We start from the raw sequence: 23080 nt of genomic DNA on the forward strand, positions 1-23080 counted from the left end.
TCTTAGCGATACCCATACAGGACTACATGTTTAAATTATTCTGCTAGCAATCGCCTATACACAGCAAGCGTACTCGCTAACTGACTACTTAAATAGTAACTTTGCGGCAGGGTAATCTCTGCATCAGCGTCAATTAAGTCATCCACCCTTACCGCAAAGCTGACAACGTCATCGGCTGCCACCAAGCCCTGTGGAAAACCGACATTTAGCGATTCACTAGCGCCACCTCGATCATAGGCAACCACGGGGGTACCACTGGCCAAAGATTCTGGCACAGTGCGGCCAAAGGGCTCTTCTTTATTGGACATATGGCAGGTAATGGCAGCTATCCCATAGAACTGAGCAATATCACTACGATGCCCCACAAAGGTGACAGCCTCATCAAGACCAAGCGCAGAACGCTTGGCAAGCAATTCCTCCTCATAATGCTGCTTACCTGGCTCGGCGTCACCAACAACAACACCGTGACAATCCTGACGAAGCTTTAGCAAACGCGACATCATGTCCAAAAATGCCTCCTGCCCTTTCCAGCGTGTTAACCGGCCCGGCATTAAAATGAGGTGCTTATCTTTTAACTGTGGATATTGCTCAAAAAGCGTTTTTTTCCATTGGTCAGTACACGCGCGAGGATTAAATACCGCAGGGTCGAGCCCTCGAGGTATTAAGGTAATACGACTTTCACTCGCCTTATAATTACTGACAATATAATTTTTTACACAATCTGATATGGCAATAAGATGCTCTGCACGCGCCATTACCGCGCTATAAAAATTAACCGAATACATGCCGTGGAAGGTGCTTACCAGCCGTGGACGCGTTGTTGGATTCATCCGTCGCCAGGCCAGCCAAACAATCCACGCCGGTGCTCGGGAACGCACATGCACAATATCCGCAGCCAGCCCTTCTAACAGCCGCCTCATTGGTCGAACCTGTAAGAGCGACCAAAGCGATTTTCGATGCACAGGAAAAGTAATATGCTCACTTCCGTCGGCCACCAAACCATCAACCAAGCGCCCCCCAAATGAAATCACTACCGACGTATGCCCTTCGCGCACCAATTCTCTCGCCAACTCAACCGTACCACGCTCAACACCACCGGAGTTTAAGGCGGGCAGAACCTGCACCACTTTAAGCGGGCCGCCGGCGTCAGTAGCTACATTTTTCGTATTAAGCATAGGGAGCCCAAAATTTCATCGCCATTACTGCATTTCGCTGTCTATTTGCAGCCACCAATCCGCCGCTCTATCCGCCTCCCAAAGGGCACGCGCAGCGGGTGACAACGGTGAGGATAAATCTGCATCGGTAAATCGTGTTGCCAAACCGCTCTCGGTCAGCTGGGCCATACTCTTTGTCACTCGTGACTCGCGACTGGGCTCTAGCTCTAGTAGCCCCGTCGGCGCCCCCGAACTCACGCTCTCATAAACCATAGACACACTGTCACAACTTACCCAAACCTGACTAACTTCGGCCAATATTTTGGGGAGCCAGCCCTTGCCAGTATCGCTATAAGGTAGCACGGACAGATTCTCCAGCCCCAGCCCAGCAACTTCATTAAGCAACCCAACGGGCGTTCGCGGAGAGTCCGACACCACCCACTCACACTCTGGCATCGCAGAAGCAATACGTTTTACTTGCCCAAGAATAGTCTCATTATTCCAGCGAAAATGAGTATTCACACCACCTATCAAAATAAGGCCACGCCCCTGATGACGCTGCCCATCCTGCGGCACAATATGATTTATCACGCCGTAAGTACCAAGCACCGTGCGACGCTTGGGGGGGGAATCATGAAAAGGCATGCAAACGGCATCAAATAAACGCAGTGGCAACGACGGCCGCATAAGGACCATGGCTTTGCCGCCCATTACCCACTTACACCACAACAATGGGATGTGTGTTTTGTTTCCTGCAGCCAATATCCAATCCGGTGCCTGCTCACTACCAAACTGACGCTTTAACCCCTCGCGACCAGTGAAGGCAAACTTCGTTGCCGCCAAGTCAAACCAATGCAGCTCAACCCCCGTTTTGCTTTGCAAGCGAGCCGCCAAGCCTCGTAACTGATTAAGGTGCCCTAAACGCCCATCAGTAATCACCCAGACTCGACGAATACTCATTCGTAAAACCCGGCCTCTCCAACAGGCCTAGTTTTAAAGCGACGGTGCACCCACATATACTGATCTGGCACACTGCGTATATTTTCCTCAAGGATCGCATTAATAGCGCGAGCATCCACAGCAGGGTCACCGCTCGGAAAATTATCCATAGGTATTATTTCAACCCGATATCGACGACCGCCATCTAAACGCCGCTGATTTGCATAAACTACCCTTGCCCGGCCTCCCCGCGCCAAGGTACTCGTACCAATTGTGGTCGCCGCAGGTATGCCAAAAAACGGCACAAACTCAGCTGACTTTCGACCATAGTCTTGATCAGGCAAATAAAATAACCGCCGACCGTCACGAAGACACTTGAGTGCGCGCTTAATATTTCGACGGTGGATAGGCTCGCCATAGCGCGCCCGTGAACGACTGAGAATAAACTCAAATACTGGGTTTCTATGCTTACGGTAAAAAGAATCCGATGGGTATTGCAGACCAATAAGCGTACCGCAGAAATCCAATGTGGTGAAATGGGTGCCAATCACAATGATACCCGGGCCCCCTTCCTCCACCTCAAGATGCTCCTTTCCCAAAAGCTCAAACTCTACACCCAGCTTTTCGGGCGCAATAAACCATACCCTCAAGGTTTCCATCAAACCCACGCCTTGATTGCGCATGGTCTTCTTCACCAACACTCGGTGATCGGCCTCTGTTAATTCAGGAAAACACAAGCGCAAGTTGGTCTCACAGATATGGCGACGATCTTTGGCAAAAAAATAAAATAAATTGCCCACCCCCGCACCCAAGGCATAACTCAGCCGCCTCGGCAAATGGGCGAGTAACCAAAGTAAAGCCACGGCACACCATGAAGGCCAGTGAGTCGGGTTAAGTAGTTGTCTCTCAATTGTCATCTGATTGCATTACACTATTGCTACATTTTCGATGCTGGAACCGCAGCCAAAATAGCTCGGTGCGAAGTGCCGCATTGTACACTGTTTAACACATACGGTTAGCCGAGATCAGCATTTGCACACCCCTTATATCTTAGTAAAAGGCGTTAACCTTTTTTGTTAACTCGGAGAATGACAACCCCGCCATGATGAACAAACCCGGCCGCACCGGCCCCGCTCGTATTCTTGACGCATCAAAATATTCCCTCAAAGGGTTGCGGGCCGCATGGCAACACGAAGAGGCCTTTCGTCAAGAAAGCACTCTAGCACTCATCATGCTACCTGCTGCGCTCTGGTTAGGCAGCAACGCCGGCCAGCGATCAATATTAATTGCTACGGTCGTGTTAGTCGTCATTGTAGAACTTATTAACTCTGCCATTGAAGCCGTCGTCGACCGCATCAGCACCGATCACCACCCCCTATCAGGACAAGCAAAAGACATCGGTTCAGCCGCCGTCATGCTTAGCCTGTTACTCTGCCTAAGCTGCTGGGGCATGATCGCAGTTGAACGCTTCCTACTAAATTAACGCCCCCTCAAATAAAAACCACTTTAGGCGGGTAATGGTCTTGACAATAACTCGCTAAACATGAATAATTCCCGGCCTAAATTTTCAGTGCTAGGTTTCAAGGAGTTATAAGGGTGGCGAATTCTCCACAAGCTAAAAAACGCGCACGCCAGGCGGAAAAACGTCGTACGCACAACGCCAGTCTGCGCTCCATGGTTCGCACATACTTGAAAAAAGTTGTGTCAGCTATCGAATCAGGCGATCAAGCAGAAGCTCAAACTGCTTACGTTGCTGCAGTACCCGTTCTTGACCGCATGGCCGACAAAGGCATCGTGACAAAGAACAAGGCCGCTCGCCATAAGAGCCGGCTAAACAGCAAAATTAAAGCAATGGCTACCGCTGCGTAGTAATTCGCTTTATTTTGCGACATAAAAAAACCCGCTTCTGCGGGTTTTTTTATGTCGCCTACATCAAGCAACCACGACTAAATTATCTCGGTGAATCAACTCATGCTCACCGGCAAAGCCCAGCAATTCCGTTATTTTATGGCTTGGCACACCCTGCAAACGCCTTGCATCATCCGCGCAATAATTAATCAAACCCCGAGCCACCTCACAACCATGGGCATCAACACACCTAACAAGGTCGCCACGGGAAAACTGCCCCTCAACCGCCACTACCCCAACAGGTAACAGACTGCGGCCCTGCTGCGTCAATACACGTACCGCACCCTCATCAATCACCACACTGCCACGCAAGCGCAACTGCCCGGCCAACCATTTTTTCCGAGCTGTAATCGGCGGCTCCTTAGAAAGCAGCAATGTACCAACATCCTCAGCAGCAAATACCCTATCCAATACTCGATCTTCGCGCCCACCTACAATCACTGTATTCGCCCCAGAACGGGAAGCCAAACGCGCTGCGCGCAATTTGGTCAACATACCTCCACGCCCCAGCGATCCAGCAGCGCCACCCACCATTACATCCAAGGCGCGATCTTCTACAGAGGCCTCAGAAATTAATTTTGCAGCGGGGTTAGCACGCGGATCCTCTTCAAACAAGCCGCGCTGATCAGTCAAAATCACCAGCGCGTCAGCATCAATCAAATTGGCGACCAACGCCGCTAACGTGTCATTGTCACCAAAACGTATTTCATCAGTAACAACCGTGTCATTTTCATTAACAATCGGCACCACACCCAAGTCAAGCAGCGTCAACAAGGTGCTACGCGCATTCAAATAACGATCTCGCGCCGAAATATCATCATGACCAAGCAAAATCTGCGCGGTCTGCAAACCATGAAGCCGAAACCGCGCCTCATAAGCCTGAACCAGACCCATTTGACCAACGGCAGCCGCAGCCTGTAGCTTATGCAAATCATCTGGCCGCTCACGCCAACCCAGACGAGTCATTCCCTCTGCAACAGCCCCAGACGAAACCAACACCACCTCTCGCCCAGCCGCCCTTAGCGCAGCCAACTGCGCAACCCAGGCATCCAAGCCCTCAGCATTAAGACCGCGACCATCATTTGTCAGCAGCGCTGAACCGATCTTTACCACAACACGCTTACACGCGGTTAATCTCCGCCTACTCTCAGACAAGATCATCTCACCTCAAGGCCGATAGACCACTTCAACATCATGGTCATCATCATCTTCATCGTCGTAATCATCCGCACCACCCTCAGCGCGACGCGCCGAGCGCCGCTGATCCGCTAGGGCCTGTATTCGCTCCCTTGCCTCCGCCTGCATCGCGTCCTGAATGTCGCGCTCACGCTCCGCAGCATCAGCATCCACCGCCAATAATTCCGACTGCTCTTCAACAAACTGCAGCACATCATTACACAGAGCCTTGGTGTTTTCGCCAGTTAACGCCGACACTTTATAAACCGGTCCCGTCCACGCCAAAGCATCAACCACCTCCTGACAGCGCGCTTCACGTTCATCTTCAGGCAACATATCCAACTTATTAAGCACCAACCAACGCTCACGCCCTGCCAAGGTTGGACTAAAACGCGACAATTCTTTAGCAATAATCGACACAGACTCTTGCGGAGTAACACCATCGTACGGCGCCATATCAACCAAATGCAGCAACAAACGCGTGCGAGTCAAATGCTTAAGGAAGCGGATCCCCAAGCCAGCACCATCCGAGGCCCCCTCAACCAACCCCGGAATATCAGCAACAACAAAGCTGCGGTGCTGCTGTACTCGCACCACCCCCAAGTTGGGCACCAAGGTTGTAAAAGGGTAGTTAGCCACCTTTGGCTTAGCTGCGGAAACTGCACGAATAAACGTCGACTTACCCGCATTAGGCATTCCCAGCAAACCTACATCAGCCAAGACCTTCAACTCTAAACGCAGGTTACGGACCTCGCCATCACTGCCCCGAGTAAACTGACGCGGCGAACGATTCGTGCTCGATTTAAAGCGAGTATTACCCAAGCCATGAAAACCACCCTGCACCACCTTAAGGGTATCATCGGCCGCCACAAGATCACCCAGCACCTCCTGAGTATCCTCATCGATCACCGTTGTCCCAACTGGCACATTCAAGATCAAGTCATCCGCACTTTTGCCACGACAGTTCGCACCTCGACCCGGCTCACCAACACGCGCGTTGTAAGCTTTAACAAAGCGAAAATCAACCAAGGTATTCATTGAGGCCTCGGCGCGCAAAATAACACTCCCACCGTCGCCACCGTCGCCACCGTCAGGACCACCCCAGGGTATAAACTTTTCACGACGGAAACTCAGACAGCCATTTCCGCCGCGCCCCGCCTCTACCCTGATTACCGCTTCATCAACAAACTTCATTACCGTGCCAACCTAAAAAGGAGTGTGGATAAAACCTATCTACAGAAACAAAAAAGCCCCGTCAACAGACGAGGCTTTAAACGTCACGAAGAAGGCTTAGGCCGCAACAATACTAATGTATTTGCGACTCTTTGGACCTTTAACTTCAAACTTCACCACACCATCTGCCTTTGCAAACAATGTATGGTCGGTGCCGCATCCTACGTTTTCACCTGCGTGAAAGCGTGTGCCACGCTGACGAACAATAATGCTGCCCGCGCTAACAACTTGACCACCAAAACGTTTTACACCCAGACGCTTACTCTGTGAGTCGCGTCCGTTACGAGTACTACCACCAGCTTTCTTGTGAGCCATGAGTCTCTCCTAAATTTCTTAAGCACTGATTCCAGTGATTTTCACTTCGGTGAACCACTGACGGTGACCAGCTTGTTTCATGCTGTGCTTCCGACGGCGAAACTTAACAATTTTAACCTTGGCGTGACGACCTTGCGAAACAACTTCCGCAGTCACTTTGCTACCATCTACATAAGGTGCGCCAATTTTTAGCTCTTCACCAGCTTTAACCATCAACACTTTGTCAAAGGTTACACTTTCGCCAGTGGCAACTTCGATTTTTTCTAGCTTAAGGGTCTCACCCTCAATAACACGGTGTTGCTTACCACCGCTTTCAATAACTGCGTACATGGGCATAATCTCCAAGAGCCTGCTTGCAATAATGTATTTCGGCCGAGCGCTTTCTGCTATCACAGTCTACGCCGGGACAAGTCCAGGCACCGTCACCACCACTTAACCATTAAGAGGCCGCACGGTTTTGCTTTCAGGGGCGCGAATTGTACGCAGTTTTAGAAAAATAAACAACACCCTAAAACCTGTTACCGCAGAACGCTTGACAGTCCGCGGCTTCACTCATACGATGCCAACCGACTCTGCCAGACGTATTGCCGTAATCATGCAACAGATCCGCCAGATCGTTGACAGCGAATTTGCTGCGGTCAACGACTTCATCATAGAACAACTTCACTCGAATGTGCCCCTTGTCGAAAACATTGGCCACTATATTGTCGATGCAGGTGGCAAGCGCCTCCGCCCCTTACTAACACTTTTGTGTGCCGGTGCCATCGGCAAAACTGACTCTCAGCATGTTCAGTTAGCCGCCGTTATTGAGTTCATACATACCGCCACACTGCTGCATGATGACGTGGTCGATATTTCAGCACTTCGACGCGGACGCCCCACCGCCAACGCTAACTGGGGCAACGCTCCAAGCGTTCTAGTAGGCGATTTCCTTTACTCGCGCGCATTTCAAATATTGGTAGAAATTGGCAGCCTTCCACTGATGGGCCTACTCTCCAGTACCACCAATACCGTGGCAGAAGGTGAAGTACTGCAATTGAGCCGCGCAGGTAATGCAGATACCAGTGAGTCTACTTATTACGACGTTATTCGCAGTAAAACCGCCGTCTTATTTGGCGCCGCTTGCGAAGGCGCAGCCATTATCAGCCATGCAAGTGAGCACCAAACCGCTTTTTACAACTACGGACTCAACCTTGGTATTGCCTTCCAATTAATTGACGACATCCTTGATTATGAAGGCAAGCCAGAAGAAACCGGTAAAAACGTTGGCGACGATCTCGCAGAAGGCAAACCAACACTGCCGCTAATTTATGTTTTACAACATGGCAACGAAACTCAGAAACAGTTAGTACGCGATGCCATTAGCAACAAATCTGCCGAGCAGCTTGACGCTATTGTCGCCGCAGTGACCAGTAGCGGCGCGCTCACCTACTGTAGAAATGCAGCCAAACAGTATACCGACTCCGCTCTTGAGGCGCTTAAGCCTATCGAGGACTCCCCCTGTCGTCGCGCGCTGGAAAAACTAACCACTATCGCACTATCAAGACGCAGCTAAGCTAACCCGCCACCCAAGCTGCCATCAAAATTCATTAAGGGCAGCATTACTTGGGGCAAGGCACCAAACGCAAGCCAACAACAAAAACACCCAGCCATAAAAAAAGCGCCCGCAGGCGCTTTCACCGACAGAAAAATTTATAACATCGCCAGTAATTCAGCGGTCTTCTCTTCCATTAGCGCGGCATTACCATCACTTTCAACATTCAGCCTAACAACGGGCTCAGTGTTTGACATTCTCACATTAAAACGCCAACCCTCAAAGCTCATACTTAAACCATCAGTAAAATCGACTGCCGCCGCCAACGGCTTATATTTAGCCTCAATTTGGGCGATTACGGTTTTCGCGTCAGCTACCTCACGGTTAATTTCCCCACTACAGGGGAACAGCGCCACTCGCTCTTCTACCAACGAAGACAGACTCGCGGATTTAACTGACATAAGCTGAGTAACCAGCAGCCAAGGAATCATTCCGCTATCACAATAAGCAAAGTCTCGGAAATAATGATGTGCACTCATCTCGCCACCGTACACTGCATTTTCAATGCGCATACGCTCCTTAATGAAGGCGTGACCCGTTTTGCACTGCACAGCCTTACCGCCAGCCTCTTCCACAATCGCAACGGTATTCCAAGTTAAACGCGGATCATGAACAATATTGGCGCCAGGGTTTTTCAATAGAAACGCTTCGGCTAACAAACCAACAACGTAATAGCCTTCAATGAAGTCACCCGTTTCATCAAAGAAGAAACAGCGATCAAAATCACCATCCCAAGCAACCCCTAAATCAGCACCATGCGCCTTAATCGCATCAATGCTGGGCTGGCGGTTTTCTACCAGCAATGGATTGGGCACCCCATTAGGAAAATTACCGTCCGCTTCATGATGGACTCGAATAAATTCATAGGGCAAATGCTGCTCTAATAAATCGATGACCCTGCCCGCACCACCGTTACCGGCATTAACCACAATCTTTAATGGCTTTAATGAAGCAACATCCACGTAACTCAACAGATGCTCGACGTAAGCAGACGCTGTATCTAATGACTGCAATTTGCCACGCTCGGCAGACTCAGCAAATTCATTTTGCTCAGCCAACTTTTTAATATCAAAAAGCCCTGTGTCACCACTGATAGGTTTAGACTCCTCCCGCACGAATTTCATGCCGTTGTAGTCTTTCGGGTTGTGGCTGGCGGTTACCGCGATTCCACCATCCATCTCCGCATGCGCCGTGGCAAAATAAATTTCTTCCGTGCCGCATAAGCCGATGTCATAAACATCCACACCAGAGTCTAACAGGCCATTCGTCAATGCCGCTTTAATCGCTTCGCTACTCAAACGTATATCATGGCCAACAACCACTTTTTTAGGCTTAATAACAGCAGCAAAAGCACGGCCAATTCGATAAGCAATATCCTCATTCAATTGATCAGGAATACGACCGCGAACGTCGTATGCTTTAAAACATGTTATTTCACTGCTGCTCACGATGAACCCTCGGCATAAATGTTTTCGTAGACGTAATTAGTGGCTTCGATAAAACCAGGTACGCTACCACAGTCAAAACGCTTGCCTCGGAATTTATACGCGAGAACGCAACCATTTTGCGCCTGCGTCATCAATGCATCAGTTAGCTGTACTTCACCGTTTTTGCCAGGAGGCGTTTCACGTAAAATGTCAAAAATATCTGGCGTTAAAATATAACGACCAATAACAGCCATATTGGTTGGCGCATCTTCTGGCTTCGGTTTTTCAACCATGGAGCTAACACGGAATAAACCATCACCCATTTCTTCGCCGGCAATAACGCCATATTTTTCAATTTCTTCCAATGGCACCTCTTGGATAGCGACGATGCTGCAACGAAACTGGTTATAGAGCTTAACCATCTGCGCCATAACGCCTTCATCATCTTCATTATTGAGGCACAAATCATCCGACAAAATAACCCCAAACGCCTCATCGCCAACGAGGCACTCACCAGTCAAAATAGCGTGCCCCAAGCCCTTCATCTCACGCTGACGCGTCATCATGAAGGTACCTTTCTCAAGCACATTACGAATACAGTCTAAATAACGCTCTTTGCTAGAACCTGCAATCTGATTTTCCAACTCATAACTAATATCAAAATGGTCTGCAATAGCACGCTTACCACGCCCAGTAACCAAGGCAATTTCATTTAAGTCAGCGTTAATCGCCTCTTCAACACCATACTGCACCAACGGCTTATTCACGATGGGCAGCATCTCTTTAGGCATAGATTTTGTTGCAGGCAAAAAACGTGTGCCGTAACCGGCGACAGGGAATAAACATTTTCTAATCATGATGTTTCCTTTTATTAATCTGGACCAAAATCCAGCTCCATTAAAAAACTAGGCAATATGCAGCTATTTTCCCTTTAGCGCGCCCACTTAGCAAGAACAGCTCTTTTACTGTCTCTTAGTTACAGGAGTGTTACAGCAATGTTCAGGCCAATGTTTACATTTTGTATGTGCCATACAAACCCTTCGTGCTAAGATGGCAAGCAACATTCTCAAACTGATAATTCTGCCTCATGTCTTTAATTCATCAAAATAGCTTTACTAAACAAGAGTTAATTGATTGCGGAAACGGCACGTTGTTTGGCCCCGGCAATCCAAAACTACCTGTAGACAATATGCTTATGGTAGACCGCATCACCCATGTCAGCACCGAGGGTGGTACGCATAACAAAGGCGTACTCGTTGCTGAATTGGATATCAATCCCGACCTTTGGTTCTTTGATTGTCATTTTATTGGCGACCCAGTGATGCCCGGTTGCCTAGGCCTAGACGCCATGTGGCAGCTCGTTGGCTTTTATTTGGGCTGGCGTGGTAATAGCGGCAAGGGACGCGCACTCGGTGCTGGCGAAGTGAAATTCACAGGCCAAATTCTTCCCGACGCCAAACTTGTCACTTACACGCTAAACTACAAACGCTTAATAGAGCGCAAGTTAGTGCTTGGCATCGCCGACGGCGAAGTAGCCGTCGACGGCAAAGTTATCTATACCGCAAAAGATTTGCGCGTAGGTCTGTTTAAAGACGACGCCAGCTTCTAGTAAGCGTTAAAACTTTTACTAACTCCATTTACCATTAAACATTAAAAGAGGTATTCGATGAGACGTGTTGTCGTGACCGGCATGGGGATTGTTTCCAGCATAGGCAATAATCTAGCTGAAGTATTAAGTTCGCTACAGGAAGGCAAATCGGGTATTGCGCTCAACGAGACCTACAAAGAAATGGGCTTTCGCAGCCATGTTTCAGGCTCCATTAAAAACCTTGACCTTAAAGCGCTAATTGATCGCAAACAATTCCGTTTTATGGGCGACGCCGCCGCTTATGCCTACCTTTCTATGCAGCAAGCTATCGCAGACTCAGGTCTTCAAGAAGATCAAGTTAGCAATGTCCGCACAGGAATTATTGCCGGTTCTGGCGGAGCATCTTCTGCGAACCTAATCGACTCGGCTGACACGTTACGCCAACGCGGCGTGAAGCGCATTGGGCCGTACCGTGTCACCCAGACCATGGGCAGCACCGTATCTGCATGCCTTGCGACACCCTTCAAAATCAAAGGTGTAAACTATTCAATTTCTTCAGCTTGCGCCACCAGCGCACACTGCATAGGCAACGCCGCAGAGCTTATCCAACTTGGCAAACAAGACATTGTCTTTGCTGGTGGCGGCGAAGAAGAGCACTGGTCCCTAAGCTGCTTATTTGATGCAATGGGCGCCCTATCAACAAAATACAACGACACCCCTGAGTGCGCTTCACGTCCCTATGACGCAGAGCGTGATGGCTTTGTAATTGCCGGTGGTGCCGGTATGGTAGTGCTAGAAGAACTCGAGCACGCCAAAGCACGCGGCGCAAAAATTTACGGCGAGCTGGTTGGTTACGGCGCCACTTCCGATGGCTATGACATGGTTGCTCCCAGCGGAGAAGGTGCGGCTCGCTGTATGCACCAAGCGCTAGCCGGCGTTGATAGCGATGTTGACTACATCAACTCTCACGGCACATCGACACCTGCTGGCGACATGCAAGAATTAAAAGCGGTCAAGCAAGCTTATGAAGGCAAAAAGATCCCCGCTATTGGCTCTACCAAATCACTGGCGGGCCACTCATTGGGCGCAACAGGCGCTCAAGAAGCGATCTTTTCTTTACTCATGATGAAACATAATTTCATTGCCGCATCCGCTAATATCAGCACGCTAGATGACGAAGCGGCAGGCGTACCTATCGTGACAAGCAAGCAAGAAAATGTCACCTTGAATACAATTATGTCTAATAGTTTCGGCTTTGGCGGCACCAATGCCAGCCTTGTGTTTAAGCGTTACACAGCTTAAACAATACGCGCCAGCGATTTATTTACACGATGGCTGGCGCGTTAACTCTTCAGTATAAATCCCGCAAAAAGATTACCTCAACGTGATCGCCTCGCTGCAACGTAACACCCACAGGGATAACGGCCAGCGCATTACACCACGACACTGACGTTAATGCCCCAGAGCTCTGCTGAGGGTGAATATCTACCTGCATACCCGATACGCCAGGCGTCACTCTAGCCCGCAAATATTCCTGACGACTGCCCGCCTTGGGCCAACTGAAATTAGCATTAGCCGGCCACTGCGCCACGACAGGATTTGCCACACCCAACATTTTCAACAGATAAGGCCGAACAAAAAGACAGAATGTGACAAAACTCGACACCGGATTCCCAGGCAAACCAAAAAATGGCGCAGCACCCAAACGACCATAAGCCAGCGGCTTACCCGGCTTGATGGCCAACTTCCACAACTGTAACTCCCCCAGCGCCTCAACTTGGGCTTTTACGTGATCCTCCTCGCCCACGGATACTCCGCCACTGCTAATCACAACATCAGCGCGTGTAGAGGCATCGAGAAGCGCAGCTTTAGTAGCGCTGGCGTTATCTGGGATGATCCCCAAATCAACTACCTCACAACCCAGCGAACGAATCATCGCCGCCAACATGGGCCTGTTAGAATTATAAATTTGCCCTGCAGACAAGGACTCTCCCGGCTCTCGCAATTCATCGCCAGTAGACATTAACGCCACGCGGATAGGGGCAGACACAGAGAGCCGCGATATACCCAAGGACGCCAGCAACCCCAAATCCGCCGCCTGCAATCGGTGCCCCGCCTCAAATAACAATTGGCCCGCCGAGATATCCTGGCCACGAGGGCGAATATGCTGCCCCCTTTTTACGCCTGCGCTAACAGTTACCTGATTGCCTGATAATTCGCAGTCTTCCTGAGCGACAACCGTATCTGCATTAGGCGGAATAAACGCACCAGTAAAAATTCGCGCTGCGGTGCCTTCTTGCAGCTCCTCGCCTACTATTCCTGCGGGAATACGCTGACTAACAGGCAAGGATTTACCCGACAATAAGTCTTCATACCTAAATGCAAAGCCGTCCATAGCACTGTTATCAGCCGGCGGAACATCTCGCTCAGCAAACACGTCGCCATCAAGCACTGCGCCCAAATACAGTGCCGACACCTCGCTCTTAACGCACCCAATTGGAGCGTCAGAAAGAATATAGTGCAAAACATCATCAACAGCGCGCAAACCCAACACTAACCCCCCGCATTCCGACGAGTTTTTAACACGCCAACAAAGTTACAAGGGCGATGCCGACTATCAAGCTGCTCACTAATAACCCCTTCCCATGCGGTCTTACATGCCCCAGTTGATCCAGGCACGCAGAAGATCACCGTATTGTTTGCCAAACCCGCTATTGCGCGAGACTGAATGGTAGAGGAGCCTATTTCCTGTAATGAAACCGCACGAAATACCTCACCAAAACCATCAATCTCCTTATCAAACAACACCGAAACTGCTTCAGGTGTTGAATCTCGACCGGAAAACCCGGTTCCTCCCGTGATCAATACCACTTGGACATCACTACGATAAATCCAATCTGACACCACAGCACGTATTTGATAAATATCGTCTTTTACTATTTTCTTGTCCGCAAGCTGATGACCCGCCAACTCAAGCGCATCAACAAAAAACTTACCCGAACTATCACTTTTTTCATCCCGCGAATCTGAGACAGTTAATACCGCCACATCCAGCGGTATAAAATTATCATCGCCGCTCATTTACTTGCCCCTTCACAAATTGCACGCACCATCCTAGGCAGGTAGGCCCGCCACGGCAGCTGCTTAACACCAAAATCCTGCAATATTTTATCGCAAGAAAGTACCGGCACACTCGGCACCCAGCCTATGCCGTCATCATCTGCCGTGATTTCCGCAACAGGTGCAACAAACTGCGAAGCAAACGCACAGACAACTTCAGCAAACTCATAAGCGCTAGTCGAACCACTGCTATTGTAATGGTAAACACCTCGACACAACGCACCACAACTAAGCTGATCGACCATCGCCGACACCACTCTTGCAAGATCAGATACCGGCGTTGGGCAACTCAATATTGCATCATTTAACGGCAGTACCTTACCTCCGCGAACAGTCACTAGGCAGTCACTGATAAAACCCCCTTCCTCTACCGCAATTAAAGGCCCCGTGCGTAACACTATACCTTGGCCCGAAAATTCAGTTAATAAAACCTCTAACTCCGCCAGTTGCCTGCCCGCCAGACTCGCCGCTGTAACACCGTCATTCTCCACGCAACCATTATGCGGCGCGTCAAATCCATCAAAGACCCGGCCATCACTGAGCAAAATATACGGTACACACGCCTCCTGACAAAACTGCAATAACACTTCACGTCGCTCTAACATCTGGGCATGCTTATTTTCAGCAATGCCATCCGCGCCCTGAAACTCCACCAAAGCTTGGCAATCTACAACAATTGCCTCTACTAACAGGCTCGCATCCAATGAAGGCAGGTCATCTGGAGAAATGGCAATAAATGGTCGCAACCGCAAATGTAATTGATTGCAGATTGCGTCGCTCAAAGAACTTGATGGAGAAATTAAAACTACATTCACAAAAGCATTCACACGTTGTAAGAAAGTTACACTAACTGAGTAGCAGCATACAAAGATGGCTTACCCCATCAACAGTACTCAATGCCCCCAATATTCACAAGGAATTAAAATACAAATGGTTAAGCGCTAACTAAAACGCCCTACAGAAGAAGGGCGCCTTTAAAGAATTTAAAATCTATTAATTGTTTTTTAGAACGGAATATCATCGTCAAAGTCATCAAACCCACCGGCCGGTGGCGCACTTTGTGCTGGCGCTTGATTCTGCGGCGGAGGTGGTGGTGCACGGCGAGCTGGTTGCTGTGCAGGTGCCGCTTGAGCTTGGGGCTGAGACGGCGCCGAATAGCCACCATCATTGTAATTACCACCAGAACCCGAGTCTCCACGACCGTCTAACATTTGCATTTCTGCCGCAACTATCTCGGTGGTATAGCGATCTTGTCCGCTTTGGTCTTGCCACTTTCTAGTGCGTAGAGAACCTTCAAGGTAAACCTTTGAGCCTTTTTTCAAATACTCTCCAGCAATCTCCGCAAGACGATTAAAAAATACAACTCGATGCCATTCAGTTCGCTCTTGCGGCTGACCTGTTTGCTTATCTTTCCAAGTCTCACTTGTCGCCACGGTGATATTAGTTACAGCACCACCAGATGGCATATAACGGGTTTCAGGATCCTGGCCTAAATTTCCCACCAGAATAACTTTGTTCACTCCTCGCGCCATGCGCCACCTCCAATTATTTCTAATACTGCGAATGTATTTCTCGCAAAAGATTAACTATACCGGATTCCCACCTTATTAGCTGCTGAGCTGTATACCATCAGGCAAGGTAGCGGGATTAAAATCTGGGCCCGCACGAAAATACGCCAGCCGCTCACTTTCTAATATTGTAATATCTACCGCGCCTGGCAGAGATAACATTTCATCACGCAAATTTACAGCATCCCAATCCCCGAAATTCCAGCGTAAAATCATATTCTCTGATTTTGGCGGTACGGCCATTCCCCAGGCAACAATCAACCAGATACCGCCAAGTACTGCCGCACCCACAAACAATACCGACACTCCCCAGCGACCGAGCAGCCCGCCACCGATGGCGCCGCCACAAAAAGCCCCAAAAAACTGGAAGGTAGAATACACTCCCATCGCCGTACCCTTACCACCAGGGCATACTGTTTTGCTCACCAAGGAGGGTAGAGATGCTTCTAGTAAATTAAACGCAGTAAAAAACAACGCTATCATCAAAATTAAATACCAAAACTCTTGAGCAAGCCAAGCCGAGGCAAATAATGTCAAAACCAATGCTGCGATGGCCGACAAAAAGGTGGTCTTCATGCCATTATATTTTTCCGCATATATAATCAACGGAACCATGGCAATGAACGCCAGCACCATAACTGGAAGATACATTTTCCAGTGATCATTGGCTACCAACCCCTGCTCTTCCAACAAACTTGGCACAATCACAAATATCGCCATAAGCATGGCATGTAAAGAAAAAATACCAATATTCAATCTCATCAAATTGCGATCTTGTAAACACCTCACTAACAGGCCCCGCAATGATTGACTATCGCCATTGACACTGGCCGTGCTTGGTGTTGGCACCAACCACAATGTTATGAATACACCAATCACGGCTAAGATAGAAGTCGACAAAAATAATCCAGAAACACCAACCTCAGAAGCCACTAACGGCCCAAGCACCATCGCTACAGCGAAAGACACACCGATACTAAGCCCAATCGTCGCCATTGCTTTTGTACGATGCTGCTCCCGCGTTAAGTCGGCAAGCAACGCAGTTAATGTGCTCGCTATTGCTCCTGTGCCCTGCAAAAGGCGTCCAATAATAACCGTAACAATATTATCCGCACTTGCGGCAACAACGCCCCCAGCAGCAAACAAAATCAAACCAGCAATAATAACCGGTTTACGGCCTATCCGGTCTGACAACATGCCAAGCGGCACTTGTAATGCAGCTTGACCCAAGCCATATATACCCAACGCCAAACCGACAAGCACCGGTGTACTGTGGTCATATTCACTGGCGTATAAGCTCAAAACTGGAAGTAGCATAAACAACCCAAGCATGCGAAATGCATACAAAGTTGCCAGTGAAGCGACAGAGCGACGCTCTGCCGCACTCATTGCGTTCAGACTCAAGGTGGATTCCCAAAAACGATTAACTTAATTAACTCGATTCTATCAGCATAACAGCCCCTTAAAAACCACTGTTCTATTTCATAAGCTTCTTTTGCGCCTCAGCATATGCGCATCGTATAATGGTTGGTTTACCACGCTGGGGAATACTATGGATCGGATTATCGTTCGCGGTGCCCGCACCCACAATTTAAAGAACATCGACCTTGATATTCCCCGTGACAAACTGGTTGTTATCACCGGCTTATCTGGTTCGGGAAAATCCTCTCTCGCCTTCGATACCCTTTATGCAGAAGGTCAACGTCGCTACGTAGAATCACTTTCTACCTATGCACGTCAATTTCTTTCCATGATGGAAAAACCCGACGTTGATCATATTGAAGGCTTATCACCAGCAATCTCAATAGAACAAAAGTCGACATCTCACAATCCACGATCCACCGTTGGCACCATTACCGAAATATACGATTACTTGCGATTACTTTACGCTCGCGCTGGTGAGCCCCGCTGCCCAGACCATAATACGCCCCTCTCGGCACAAACTGTCAGCCAAATGGTCGATAACGTTTTAGCGTTGCCCGAAGGCAGCAAAATGATGCTGCTCGCCCCCGTCATTCACAACCGAAAAGGTGAGCATTTACACACTTTTGACAAGTTACGTAGCCAGGGCTTTGTGCGTGCAAGAATCGACGGAATTGTTACCGACCTTGATGATCTGCCAAGTTTGGACAAAAACAAAAAGCACTCAATAGACGTTGTTGTAGATCGCTTTAAAGTTCGCGAAGACTTGGGACAACGCCTAGCAGAGTCATTTGAAACGGCCTTGGAACTCACCGATGGCGTGGCACGCGTTGCCCACATGGAAGACGATAGTATTGCTGAATTAGTTTTTTCTTCTAAGTTCGCCTGCCCCCATTGTGGATATAGCTTAGCCGAGCTAGAGCCCAGATTATTCTCTTTCAACAGCCCTCTTGGTGCCTGCAGCAGCTGCGACGGGCTCGGCGTTAAACAATTTTTTGATGCCAGCCGCCTTGTTCAACACCCTGAAGCAAGCCTATCTACTGGTGCTATTCGCGGCTGGGATCGTCGCAGTGTTTATTATTTTCACATGCTCACCTCACTCGCAGATCATTATGGCTTTGATGTAGATGCACCTTTCGAATCACTTAGTGAGGATCATCGCAATAAAATCCTCTACGGAAGCGGCAGCGAAGAAATCAGTTTTACCTACATCAATGATCGCGGCGACAATTTCCAACGAAAGCACCCCTTCGAAGGGGTAATTCCAAATATGGAAAGGCGCTATAAAGATACTGAATCACAAACAGTACGCGAGGAACTTAGTAAATTTTTAAACACCCAGTCTTGCCCTGACTGCCATGGCACTCGCCTCCGTAAAGAAGCTCGCAATGTATTTATAATAGACAAAACTTTGCCTGAAATTGCAGCGATGCCGGTAGGCGCCGCAAGAGAATACTTCACTTCGCTGAAGCTTCATGGAAGGCGTGCTCAAATTGCCGAAAAAATACTTAAAGAAATTAATGATCGCCTCCGCTTTTTAGTCGATGTCGGCCTCAATTACTTAACACTTGACCGTAGCGCTGACACGCTGTCTGGCGGTGAAGCGCAACGAATAAGACTGGCCAGCCAGATTGGCGCCGGCCTAGTAGGTGTTATGTATATTCTTGATGAGCCATCAATAGGCTTACATCAACGTGACAATGATCGACTACTTAAAACATTAAGACATTTACGTGATATTGGTAACACAGTTATCGTTGTTGAACACGACGAAGATGCCATCAGAACCGCAGACCACATAATAGACATCGGCCCTGGCGCCGGTGTTCACGGCGGCAACGTTATAGCACAAGGCAAACTTGAAGATATTCTAAATTCACCCAACTCTTCAACTGGACAATATTTGTCTGGCGCTAAGTGCATCGCCATACCAACGCAACGCAACCCCTTTGTTAAAGATAAGACAATCACAATAACTGGTGCATCAGGAAATAATTTAAGGAATGTAAATTTAAGCCTGCCTTTGGGGCTCATGACGTGTGTAACCGGTGTATCCGGTTCAGGTAAATCTACACTCATTAACCACACACTATACCCACTGGCGGCCACAGAATTAAATGGCGCGACGACCTTAACCCCTGCCGCGCACGTTGCCATCACTGGTCTAGATCAAGTCGACAAATGTATCGATATAGATCAAAGCCCGATAGGTCGTACTCCTCGGTCAAACCCTGCTACCTACACAGGCATTTTCACACCAATACGCGAATTATTTTCTGGCACACAAGAAGCGCGCTCACGTGGTTACAAGGTGGGTCGCTTTAGCTTTAATGTTAAAGGCGGTCGCTGTGAGGCATGCCAAGGCGATGGTGTCACTAAAGTTGAAATGCATTTCTTACCCGATATCTATGTTGCGTGTGAAGTATGCGGGAGCAAACGATACAATCGTGAAACTCTTGAAATCACTTACAAGGGTAAAAATATTCACGAAGTCTTAGATATGACCATAGAAGATGCCAATGTTTTTTTTGAAAACGTCCCTAGCATCAGTAAAAAATTACAAACTTTGATGGATGTCGGTTTAAGTTATATCCGCTTGGGTCAAGCAGCGACAACGCTATCAGGCGGTGAAGCTCAACGAGTAAAACTGGCACGAGAACTCTCTAAACGCGACACAGGAAAAACACTCTACATTCTAGATGAACCGACAACCGGTCTTCATTTCGAAGATATCCAACTTTTACTTACCGTCCTTCATCGCTTACGAGACCACGGTAATACCGTTGTTGTTATTGAACATAATCTCGATGTTATTAAAACAGCAGATTGGGTTGTTGACCTTGGGCCAGAGGGCGGCAGTGGCGGTGGGCAAATTATCGCAGAGGGGACACCAGAACAGATTGCAGAAATGCCACAATCTCATACCGGTCATTTTCTTGCTAAGCTTCTCCCAGTAAAGACCGCAATGAAAACGGTAGCTGAGAAATAAAGCTATCCGAAGGGATTAAAATTTAGTCAAAAAAAAGCCGGCTAATAAGCCGGCTTTTTAATTGCTAGACTATTCGTCGTCATCTTCTTCAATGACAGGGCGATCTACCAATTCAACATATGCCATCGGCGCCTTATCTCCAGAACGTAGACCACATTTCATAATGCGAATGTAGCCGCCTGGACGGCCCTCATAACGAGGTCCCAAGTCAGAAAACAACTTGCCAACAGCAGAATCACTACGTAGGCGTGCAAATGCAAGACGACGGTTAGCGACAGAATCTACCTTAGAAAGCGTAATTAAAGGTTCTGCATATCCGCGCAGTTCCTTTGCTTTAGGTAGGGTAGTTTTAATCATTTCGTGCTCAACCAACGACGCCGTCATGTTGCGGAACATCGCTTTACGATGAGAGCTATTACGGTTTAATTGACGGCCACTATGACGATGACGCATGGCTTTTTCCTTTAATAAACGTTGCTATCTCAGCAAAAAATATTCAAAAGTACTCGCGAAATTACGCAAGCACTCGGTCGTCGTTTCTAAGACTTGCTGGCGGCCAGTTATCTAGGCGCAAACCTAAAGACAACCCACGTGACGCCAATACATCTTTAATTTCTGTTAGCGACTTCTTACCAAGGTTTGGTGTTTTCAACAATTCAACCTCAGTGCGCTGAACTAGGTCACCGATGTAGTAGATATTTTCCGCTTTAAGGCAGTTAGCCGAGCGGACGGTGAGCTCTAAGTCATCTACAGGACGCAACAGAATAGGATCTACTTCATTCTCTTCACGTGAAGGCTCGTTTTCACCTTCGCTTTCCAGATCAACGAATACGGCAAGTTGTTGCTGGAGGATAGTTGCTGCACGACGAATAGCTTCTTCAGGATCAATTGTTCCGTTAGTTTCTAAATCCAAAACCAACTTATCCAGATCCGTACGCTGCTCAACACGGGCACTTTCAACCACGTAACTAACACGACTGATCGGGCTGTAACTCGCATCTAACTGCAAGCGGCCAATTGAACGAGATTCTTCTTCAGCATTATCACGAGAATCAGCCGGGACATATCCGCGACCACGAGCGATGGTAAGACGCATATTGATCTCACCATCACTATTGAGATTAGCAATAACGTGATCTGTATTCACGATTTCAATTTCGTGATCAGTTTGAATATCGCCAGCAGTTACTAAACCAGGTCCTTTCTTGTTAAGAACCAATGTCGCCTGGTCTTTACCATGCATGATCACCGCAACTTCTTTAAGGTTAAGCAGGATCTCAATGACATCCTCCTGTACACCTTCCATTGCGCTGTATTCATGCAATACGCCGTCAATCTCAACTTCGGTTACCGCACAACCCGGCATAGAAGAAAGCAAAATACGACGCAAAGCATTACCCAAGGTGTGACCAAACCCACGCTCTAGCGGCTCTAGCGTCACTTTCGCACGAGTTTGACCAAGTTCTTGGACCTGGATAACACGTGGTGTTAGAAATTCATTGACAGCACTTTGCATAGTTCACCTATCGTGATTTGTCCGGAGTTTAACTTACTTCGAGTAAAGCTCTACGATCAATTGCTCATTAATCTCAGAAGGTAAGTCGCTACGATCTGGCGCGCTCTTATAAACGCCTTCCATTTTAGTAGCATTAATATCAATCCAAGAAATATCACCACGCTGCGCAGCAAGTGCAATTGCAGATTGAATGCGTAACTGTGTCTTAGATTTCTCACGAACACTAATAACGTCACCAGCTTGAACTTGATAAGAGGGGACATTTACTGTCTTACCATTTACCAGTACAGACTTATGTGACACTAATTGACGAGCTTCTGCGCGGGTTGAGCCAAAACCAATACGGTAAACCACATTGTCTAGACGCCCTTCCAAAAGCTGAAGCAGGTTTTCACCTGTAGCGCCTTTACGGCGTGCAGCTTTTGTATAATATGCGCGGAATTGTTTTTCTAGTACACCGTACATACGACGTACTTTTTGTTTTTCTCTTAACTGAACACCGTAGTCTGAAAGACGACCACGACGAGCACCGTGCATACCAGGTGCTGTTTCAGCTTTACATTTTGAATCCAGAGGACGAACACCACTCTTCAGGAACAGGTCGGTACCTTCCCGTCTGGATAATTTACAGCTTGGGCCCAAATATCTAGCCATTTTCTATATTCCTCAACTGTTAATTAAACGCGACGTTTCTTGGGAGGACGGCAACCATTATGTGGAATTGGTGTCACGTCAGTGATGTTTGTAATCTTGTAGCCACAGTTATTCAAAGCACGCACAGCAGACTCACGTCCTGGCCCTGGGCCCTTAACTTCAACATCAAGATTTTTCAAACCGTAATCTTTCGCAGCGTTACCGGCGCGTTCTGCAGCAACCTGTGCGGCGAAAGGTGTACTTTTACGAGAGCCACGGAAACCACTGCCACCCGCTGTTGCCCAGCTTAGTGCGTTACCCTGACGGTCTGTAATTGTGATAATGGTGTTGTTAAACGACGCATGTATATGCGCAACACCGTCCACGACGGTCTTTTTGACCTTTTTACGTGGAGCTTGTTTGCCTGGTTTGGCCATGTTCTATTTCCATCTCTAATATCAACACTACACAAGTGGTGTAGCTACACTAAAGGATTAC

At 48.3% G+C, this 23080-nt stretch carries 24 protein-coding genes; 6 read left to right on the forward strand and 18 right to left on the reverse strand.

Annotated features, from left to right (window positions below; all coding sequences use genetic code 11):
* Nucleotides 1-35: 35 nt before the first annotated feature.
* From AELLOGFF_RS16495 to lpxL, 3 genes are read right to left on the reverse strand one after another with little or no spacing between them, the layout of a single operon-like run.
* Nucleotides 36-1175 carry a glycosyltransferase family 4 protein gene (locus tag AELLOGFF_RS16495; RefSeq protein WP_159270090.1) on the reverse strand — a complete coding sequence of 380 codons (1140 nt, stop codon included), beginning with the start codon at nucleotides 1173-1175 and terminating at the stop codon, nucleotides 36-38.
* A 24-nt stretch (nucleotides 1176-1199) separates the two neighbouring features.
* Nucleotides 1200-2114 (reverse strand): mitochondrial fission ELM1 family protein, encoded by a 915-nt coding sequence (locus AELLOGFF_RS16500; protein ID WP_159270091.1) that lies wholly within the window; start codon nucleotides 2112-2114, stop codon nucleotides 1200-1202.
* The gene (lpxL, locus tag AELLOGFF_RS16505) at nucleotides 2111-3010 is read right to left on the reverse strand and encodes an LpxL/LpxP family Kdo(2)-lipid IV(A) lauroyl/palmitoleoyl acyltransferase (RefSeq protein ID WP_159270092.1); all 900 of its coding nucleotides are present in this window, start codon (nucleotides 3008-3010) and stop codon (nucleotides 2111-2113) included. The genes AELLOGFF_RS16500 and lpxL overlap by 4 nt, the downstream gene beginning before the upstream one ends.
* 185 nt (nucleotides 3011-3195) lie before the next feature.
* On the opposite strand from lpxL, the gene AELLOGFF_RS16510 reads away from it, so the two are divergent.
* Nucleotides 3196-3576, forward strand: coding sequence for a diacylglycerol kinase (locus AELLOGFF_RS16510; protein ID WP_235035760.1), 381 nt, complete (start codon nucleotides 3196-3198; stop codon nucleotides 3574-3576).
* 113 nt (nucleotides 3577-3689) lie between these two features.
* Entirely contained in the window at nucleotides 3690-3962 is a 273-nt protein-coding gene (gene rpsT, locus AELLOGFF_RS16515; RefSeq protein WP_159270093.1) for a 30S ribosomal protein S20, read from the forward strand.
* A 63-nt stretch (nucleotides 3963-4025) separates the two neighbouring features.
* Here the strand turns inward: rpsT and proB are convergent, their stop codons facing one another.
* The 4 genes from proB to rplU form a co-directional block, all read right to left on the reverse strand.
* On the reverse strand, nucleotides 4026-5156 hold the full coding sequence (gene proB, locus AELLOGFF_RS16520; RefSeq protein WP_235035761.1) for a glutamate 5-kinase: 1131 nt from the start codon (nucleotides 5154-5156) through the stop codon (nucleotides 4026-4028).
* Nucleotides 5157-5168: 12 nt separating this feature from the next.
* Entirely contained in the window at nucleotides 5169-6371 is a 1203-nt protein-coding gene (cgtA, locus tag AELLOGFF_RS16525) for an Obg family GTPase CgtA (RefSeq protein WP_159270095.1), read from the reverse strand.
* Nucleotides 6372-6467: 96 nt separating this feature from the next.
* Nucleotides 6468-6725 (reverse strand): 50S ribosomal protein L27, encoded by a 258-nt coding sequence (gene rpmA, locus AELLOGFF_RS16530; protein ID WP_159270096.1) that lies wholly within the window; start codon nucleotides 6723-6725, stop codon nucleotides 6468-6470.
* 18 nt (nucleotides 6726-6743) lie between these two features.
* Nucleotides 6744-7055 (reverse strand): 50S ribosomal protein L21, encoded by a 312-nt coding sequence (gene rplU, locus AELLOGFF_RS16535; RefSeq protein ID WP_159270097.1) that lies wholly within the window; start codon nucleotides 7053-7055, stop codon nucleotides 6744-6746.
* Between the two features lie 265 nt (nucleotides 7056-7320).
* Between rplU and AELLOGFF_RS16540 the strand changes: the two genes are divergently transcribed.
* Nucleotides 7321-8280, forward strand: coding sequence for a polyprenyl synthetase family protein (locus AELLOGFF_RS16540; RefSeq protein WP_159270167.1), 960 nt, complete (start codon nucleotides 7321-7323; stop codon nucleotides 8278-8280).
* A gap of 137 nt (nucleotides 8281-8417) precedes the next feature.
* On the opposite strand, the gene AELLOGFF_RS16545 is transcribed toward AELLOGFF_RS16540, so the two are convergent.
* Together AELLOGFF_RS16545 and galU are read right to left on the reverse strand one after the other, a co-directional pair.
* Nucleotides 8418-9767: a phosphomannomutase gene (locus tag AELLOGFF_RS16545; RefSeq protein ID WP_159270098.1), complete on the reverse strand. Its 1350-nt coding sequence runs from the start codon at nucleotides 9765-9767 to the stop codon at nucleotides 8418-8420.
* Nucleotides 9764-10603 (reverse strand): UTP--glucose-1-phosphate uridylyltransferase GalU, encoded by an 840-nt coding sequence (galU, locus tag AELLOGFF_RS16550; protein ID WP_159270099.1) that lies wholly within the window; start codon nucleotides 10601-10603, stop codon nucleotides 9764-9766. Before galU ends, AELLOGFF_RS16545 begins: the two co-directional genes overlap by 4 nt.
* A 230-nt stretch (nucleotides 10604-10833) precedes the next feature.
* On the opposite strand from galU, the gene fabA reads away from it, so the two are divergent.
* Both fabA and fabB read left to right on the forward strand, forming a co-directional pair.
* Nucleotides 10834-11355 (forward strand): bifunctional 3-hydroxydecanoyl-ACP dehydratase/trans-2-decenoyl-ACP isomerase, encoded by a 522-nt coding sequence (gene fabA, locus AELLOGFF_RS16555; RefSeq protein WP_200842764.1) that lies wholly within the window; start codon nucleotides 10834-10836, stop codon nucleotides 11353-11355.
* A gap of 57 nt (nucleotides 11356-11412) precedes the next feature.
* Complete coding sequence (gene fabB / locus AELLOGFF_RS16560; RefSeq protein ID WP_159270100.1) at nucleotides 11413-12636, forward strand: beta-ketoacyl-ACP synthase I; 1224 nt, start codon at nucleotides 11413-11415, stop codon at nucleotides 12634-12636.
* Nucleotides 12637-12685: 49 nt separating this feature from the next.
* Here fabB and glp read toward each other — a convergent pair whose 3' ends face one another.
* The 5 genes from glp to AELLOGFF_RS16585 all read right to left on the reverse strand — a co-directional run bounded on the left by glp (nucleotide 12686) and on the right by AELLOGFF_RS16585 (nucleotide 17426).
* Entirely contained in the window at nucleotides 12686-13888 is a 1203-nt protein-coding gene (gene glp / locus AELLOGFF_RS16565) for a gephyrin-like molybdotransferase Glp (protein WP_235035762.1), read from the reverse strand.
* On the reverse strand, nucleotides 13888-14415 hold the full coding sequence (gene moaB, locus AELLOGFF_RS16570; RefSeq protein WP_159270101.1) for a molybdenum cofactor biosynthesis protein B: 528 nt from the start codon (nucleotides 14413-14415) through the stop codon (nucleotides 13888-13890). The genes glp and moaB overlap by 1 nt, the downstream gene beginning before the upstream one ends.
* Nucleotides 14412-15269, reverse strand: coding sequence for a sugar nucleotide-binding protein (locus AELLOGFF_RS16575; RefSeq protein ID WP_159270102.1), 858 nt, complete (start codon nucleotides 15267-15269; stop codon nucleotides 14412-14414). The genes moaB and AELLOGFF_RS16575 overlap by 4 nt, the downstream gene beginning before the upstream one ends.
* A gap of 189 nt (nucleotides 15270-15458) precedes the next feature.
* Nucleotides 15459-15986: a single-stranded DNA-binding protein gene (ssb, locus tag AELLOGFF_RS16580; RefSeq protein ID WP_159270103.1), complete on the reverse strand. Its 528-nt coding sequence runs from the start codon at nucleotides 15984-15986 to the stop codon at nucleotides 15459-15461.
* A 75-nt stretch (nucleotides 15987-16061) separates the two neighbouring features.
* A complete protein-coding gene (locus AELLOGFF_RS16585; RefSeq protein WP_235035763.1) occupies nucleotides 16062-17426 on the reverse strand; it encodes an MFS transporter in 1365 nt (454 codons plus the stop codon).
* Nucleotides 17427-17574: 148 nt separating this feature from the next.
* On the opposite strand from AELLOGFF_RS16585, the gene uvrA reads away from it, so the two are divergent.
* Nucleotides 17575-20433: an excinuclease ABC subunit UvrA gene (uvrA, locus tag AELLOGFF_RS16590; protein ID WP_159270104.1), complete on the forward strand. Its 2859-nt coding sequence runs from the start codon at nucleotides 17575-17577 to the stop codon at nucleotides 20431-20433.
* A gap of 69 nt (nucleotides 20434-20502) precedes the next feature.
* On the opposite strand, the gene rplQ is transcribed toward uvrA, so the two are convergent.
* The 4 genes from rplQ to rpsK form a co-directional block, all read right to left on the reverse strand.
* Nucleotides 20503-20886, reverse strand: coding sequence for a 50S ribosomal protein L17 (gene rplQ / locus AELLOGFF_RS16595; protein WP_159270105.1), 384 nt, complete (start codon nucleotides 20884-20886; stop codon nucleotides 20503-20505).
* 61 nt (nucleotides 20887-20947) lie between these two features.
* The gene (locus AELLOGFF_RS16600) at nucleotides 20948-21949 is read right to left on the reverse strand and encodes a DNA-directed RNA polymerase subunit alpha (protein WP_159270106.1); all 1002 of its coding nucleotides are present in this window, start codon (nucleotides 21947-21949) and stop codon (nucleotides 20948-20950) included.
* A 33-nt stretch (nucleotides 21950-21982) separates the two neighbouring features.
* Entirely contained in the window at nucleotides 21983-22603 is a 621-nt protein-coding gene (rpsD, locus tag AELLOGFF_RS16605; protein WP_159270107.1) for a 30S ribosomal protein S4, read from the reverse strand.
* Between the two features lie 23 nt (nucleotides 22604-22626).
* The gene (gene rpsK / locus AELLOGFF_RS16610; RefSeq protein ID WP_159270108.1) at nucleotides 22627-23019 is read right to left on the reverse strand and encodes a 30S ribosomal protein S11; all 393 of its coding nucleotides are present in this window, start codon (nucleotides 23017-23019) and stop codon (nucleotides 22627-22629) included.
* Nucleotides 23020-23080: the final 61 nt, after the last annotated feature.

It is taken from the genome of Zhongshania aliphaticivorans (assembly GCF_902705875.1).
GTDB classification, from domain to species: Bacteria; Pseudomonadota; Gammaproteobacteria; order Pseudomonadales; family Spongiibacteraceae; genus Spongiibacter; species Spongiibacter aliphaticivorans_A.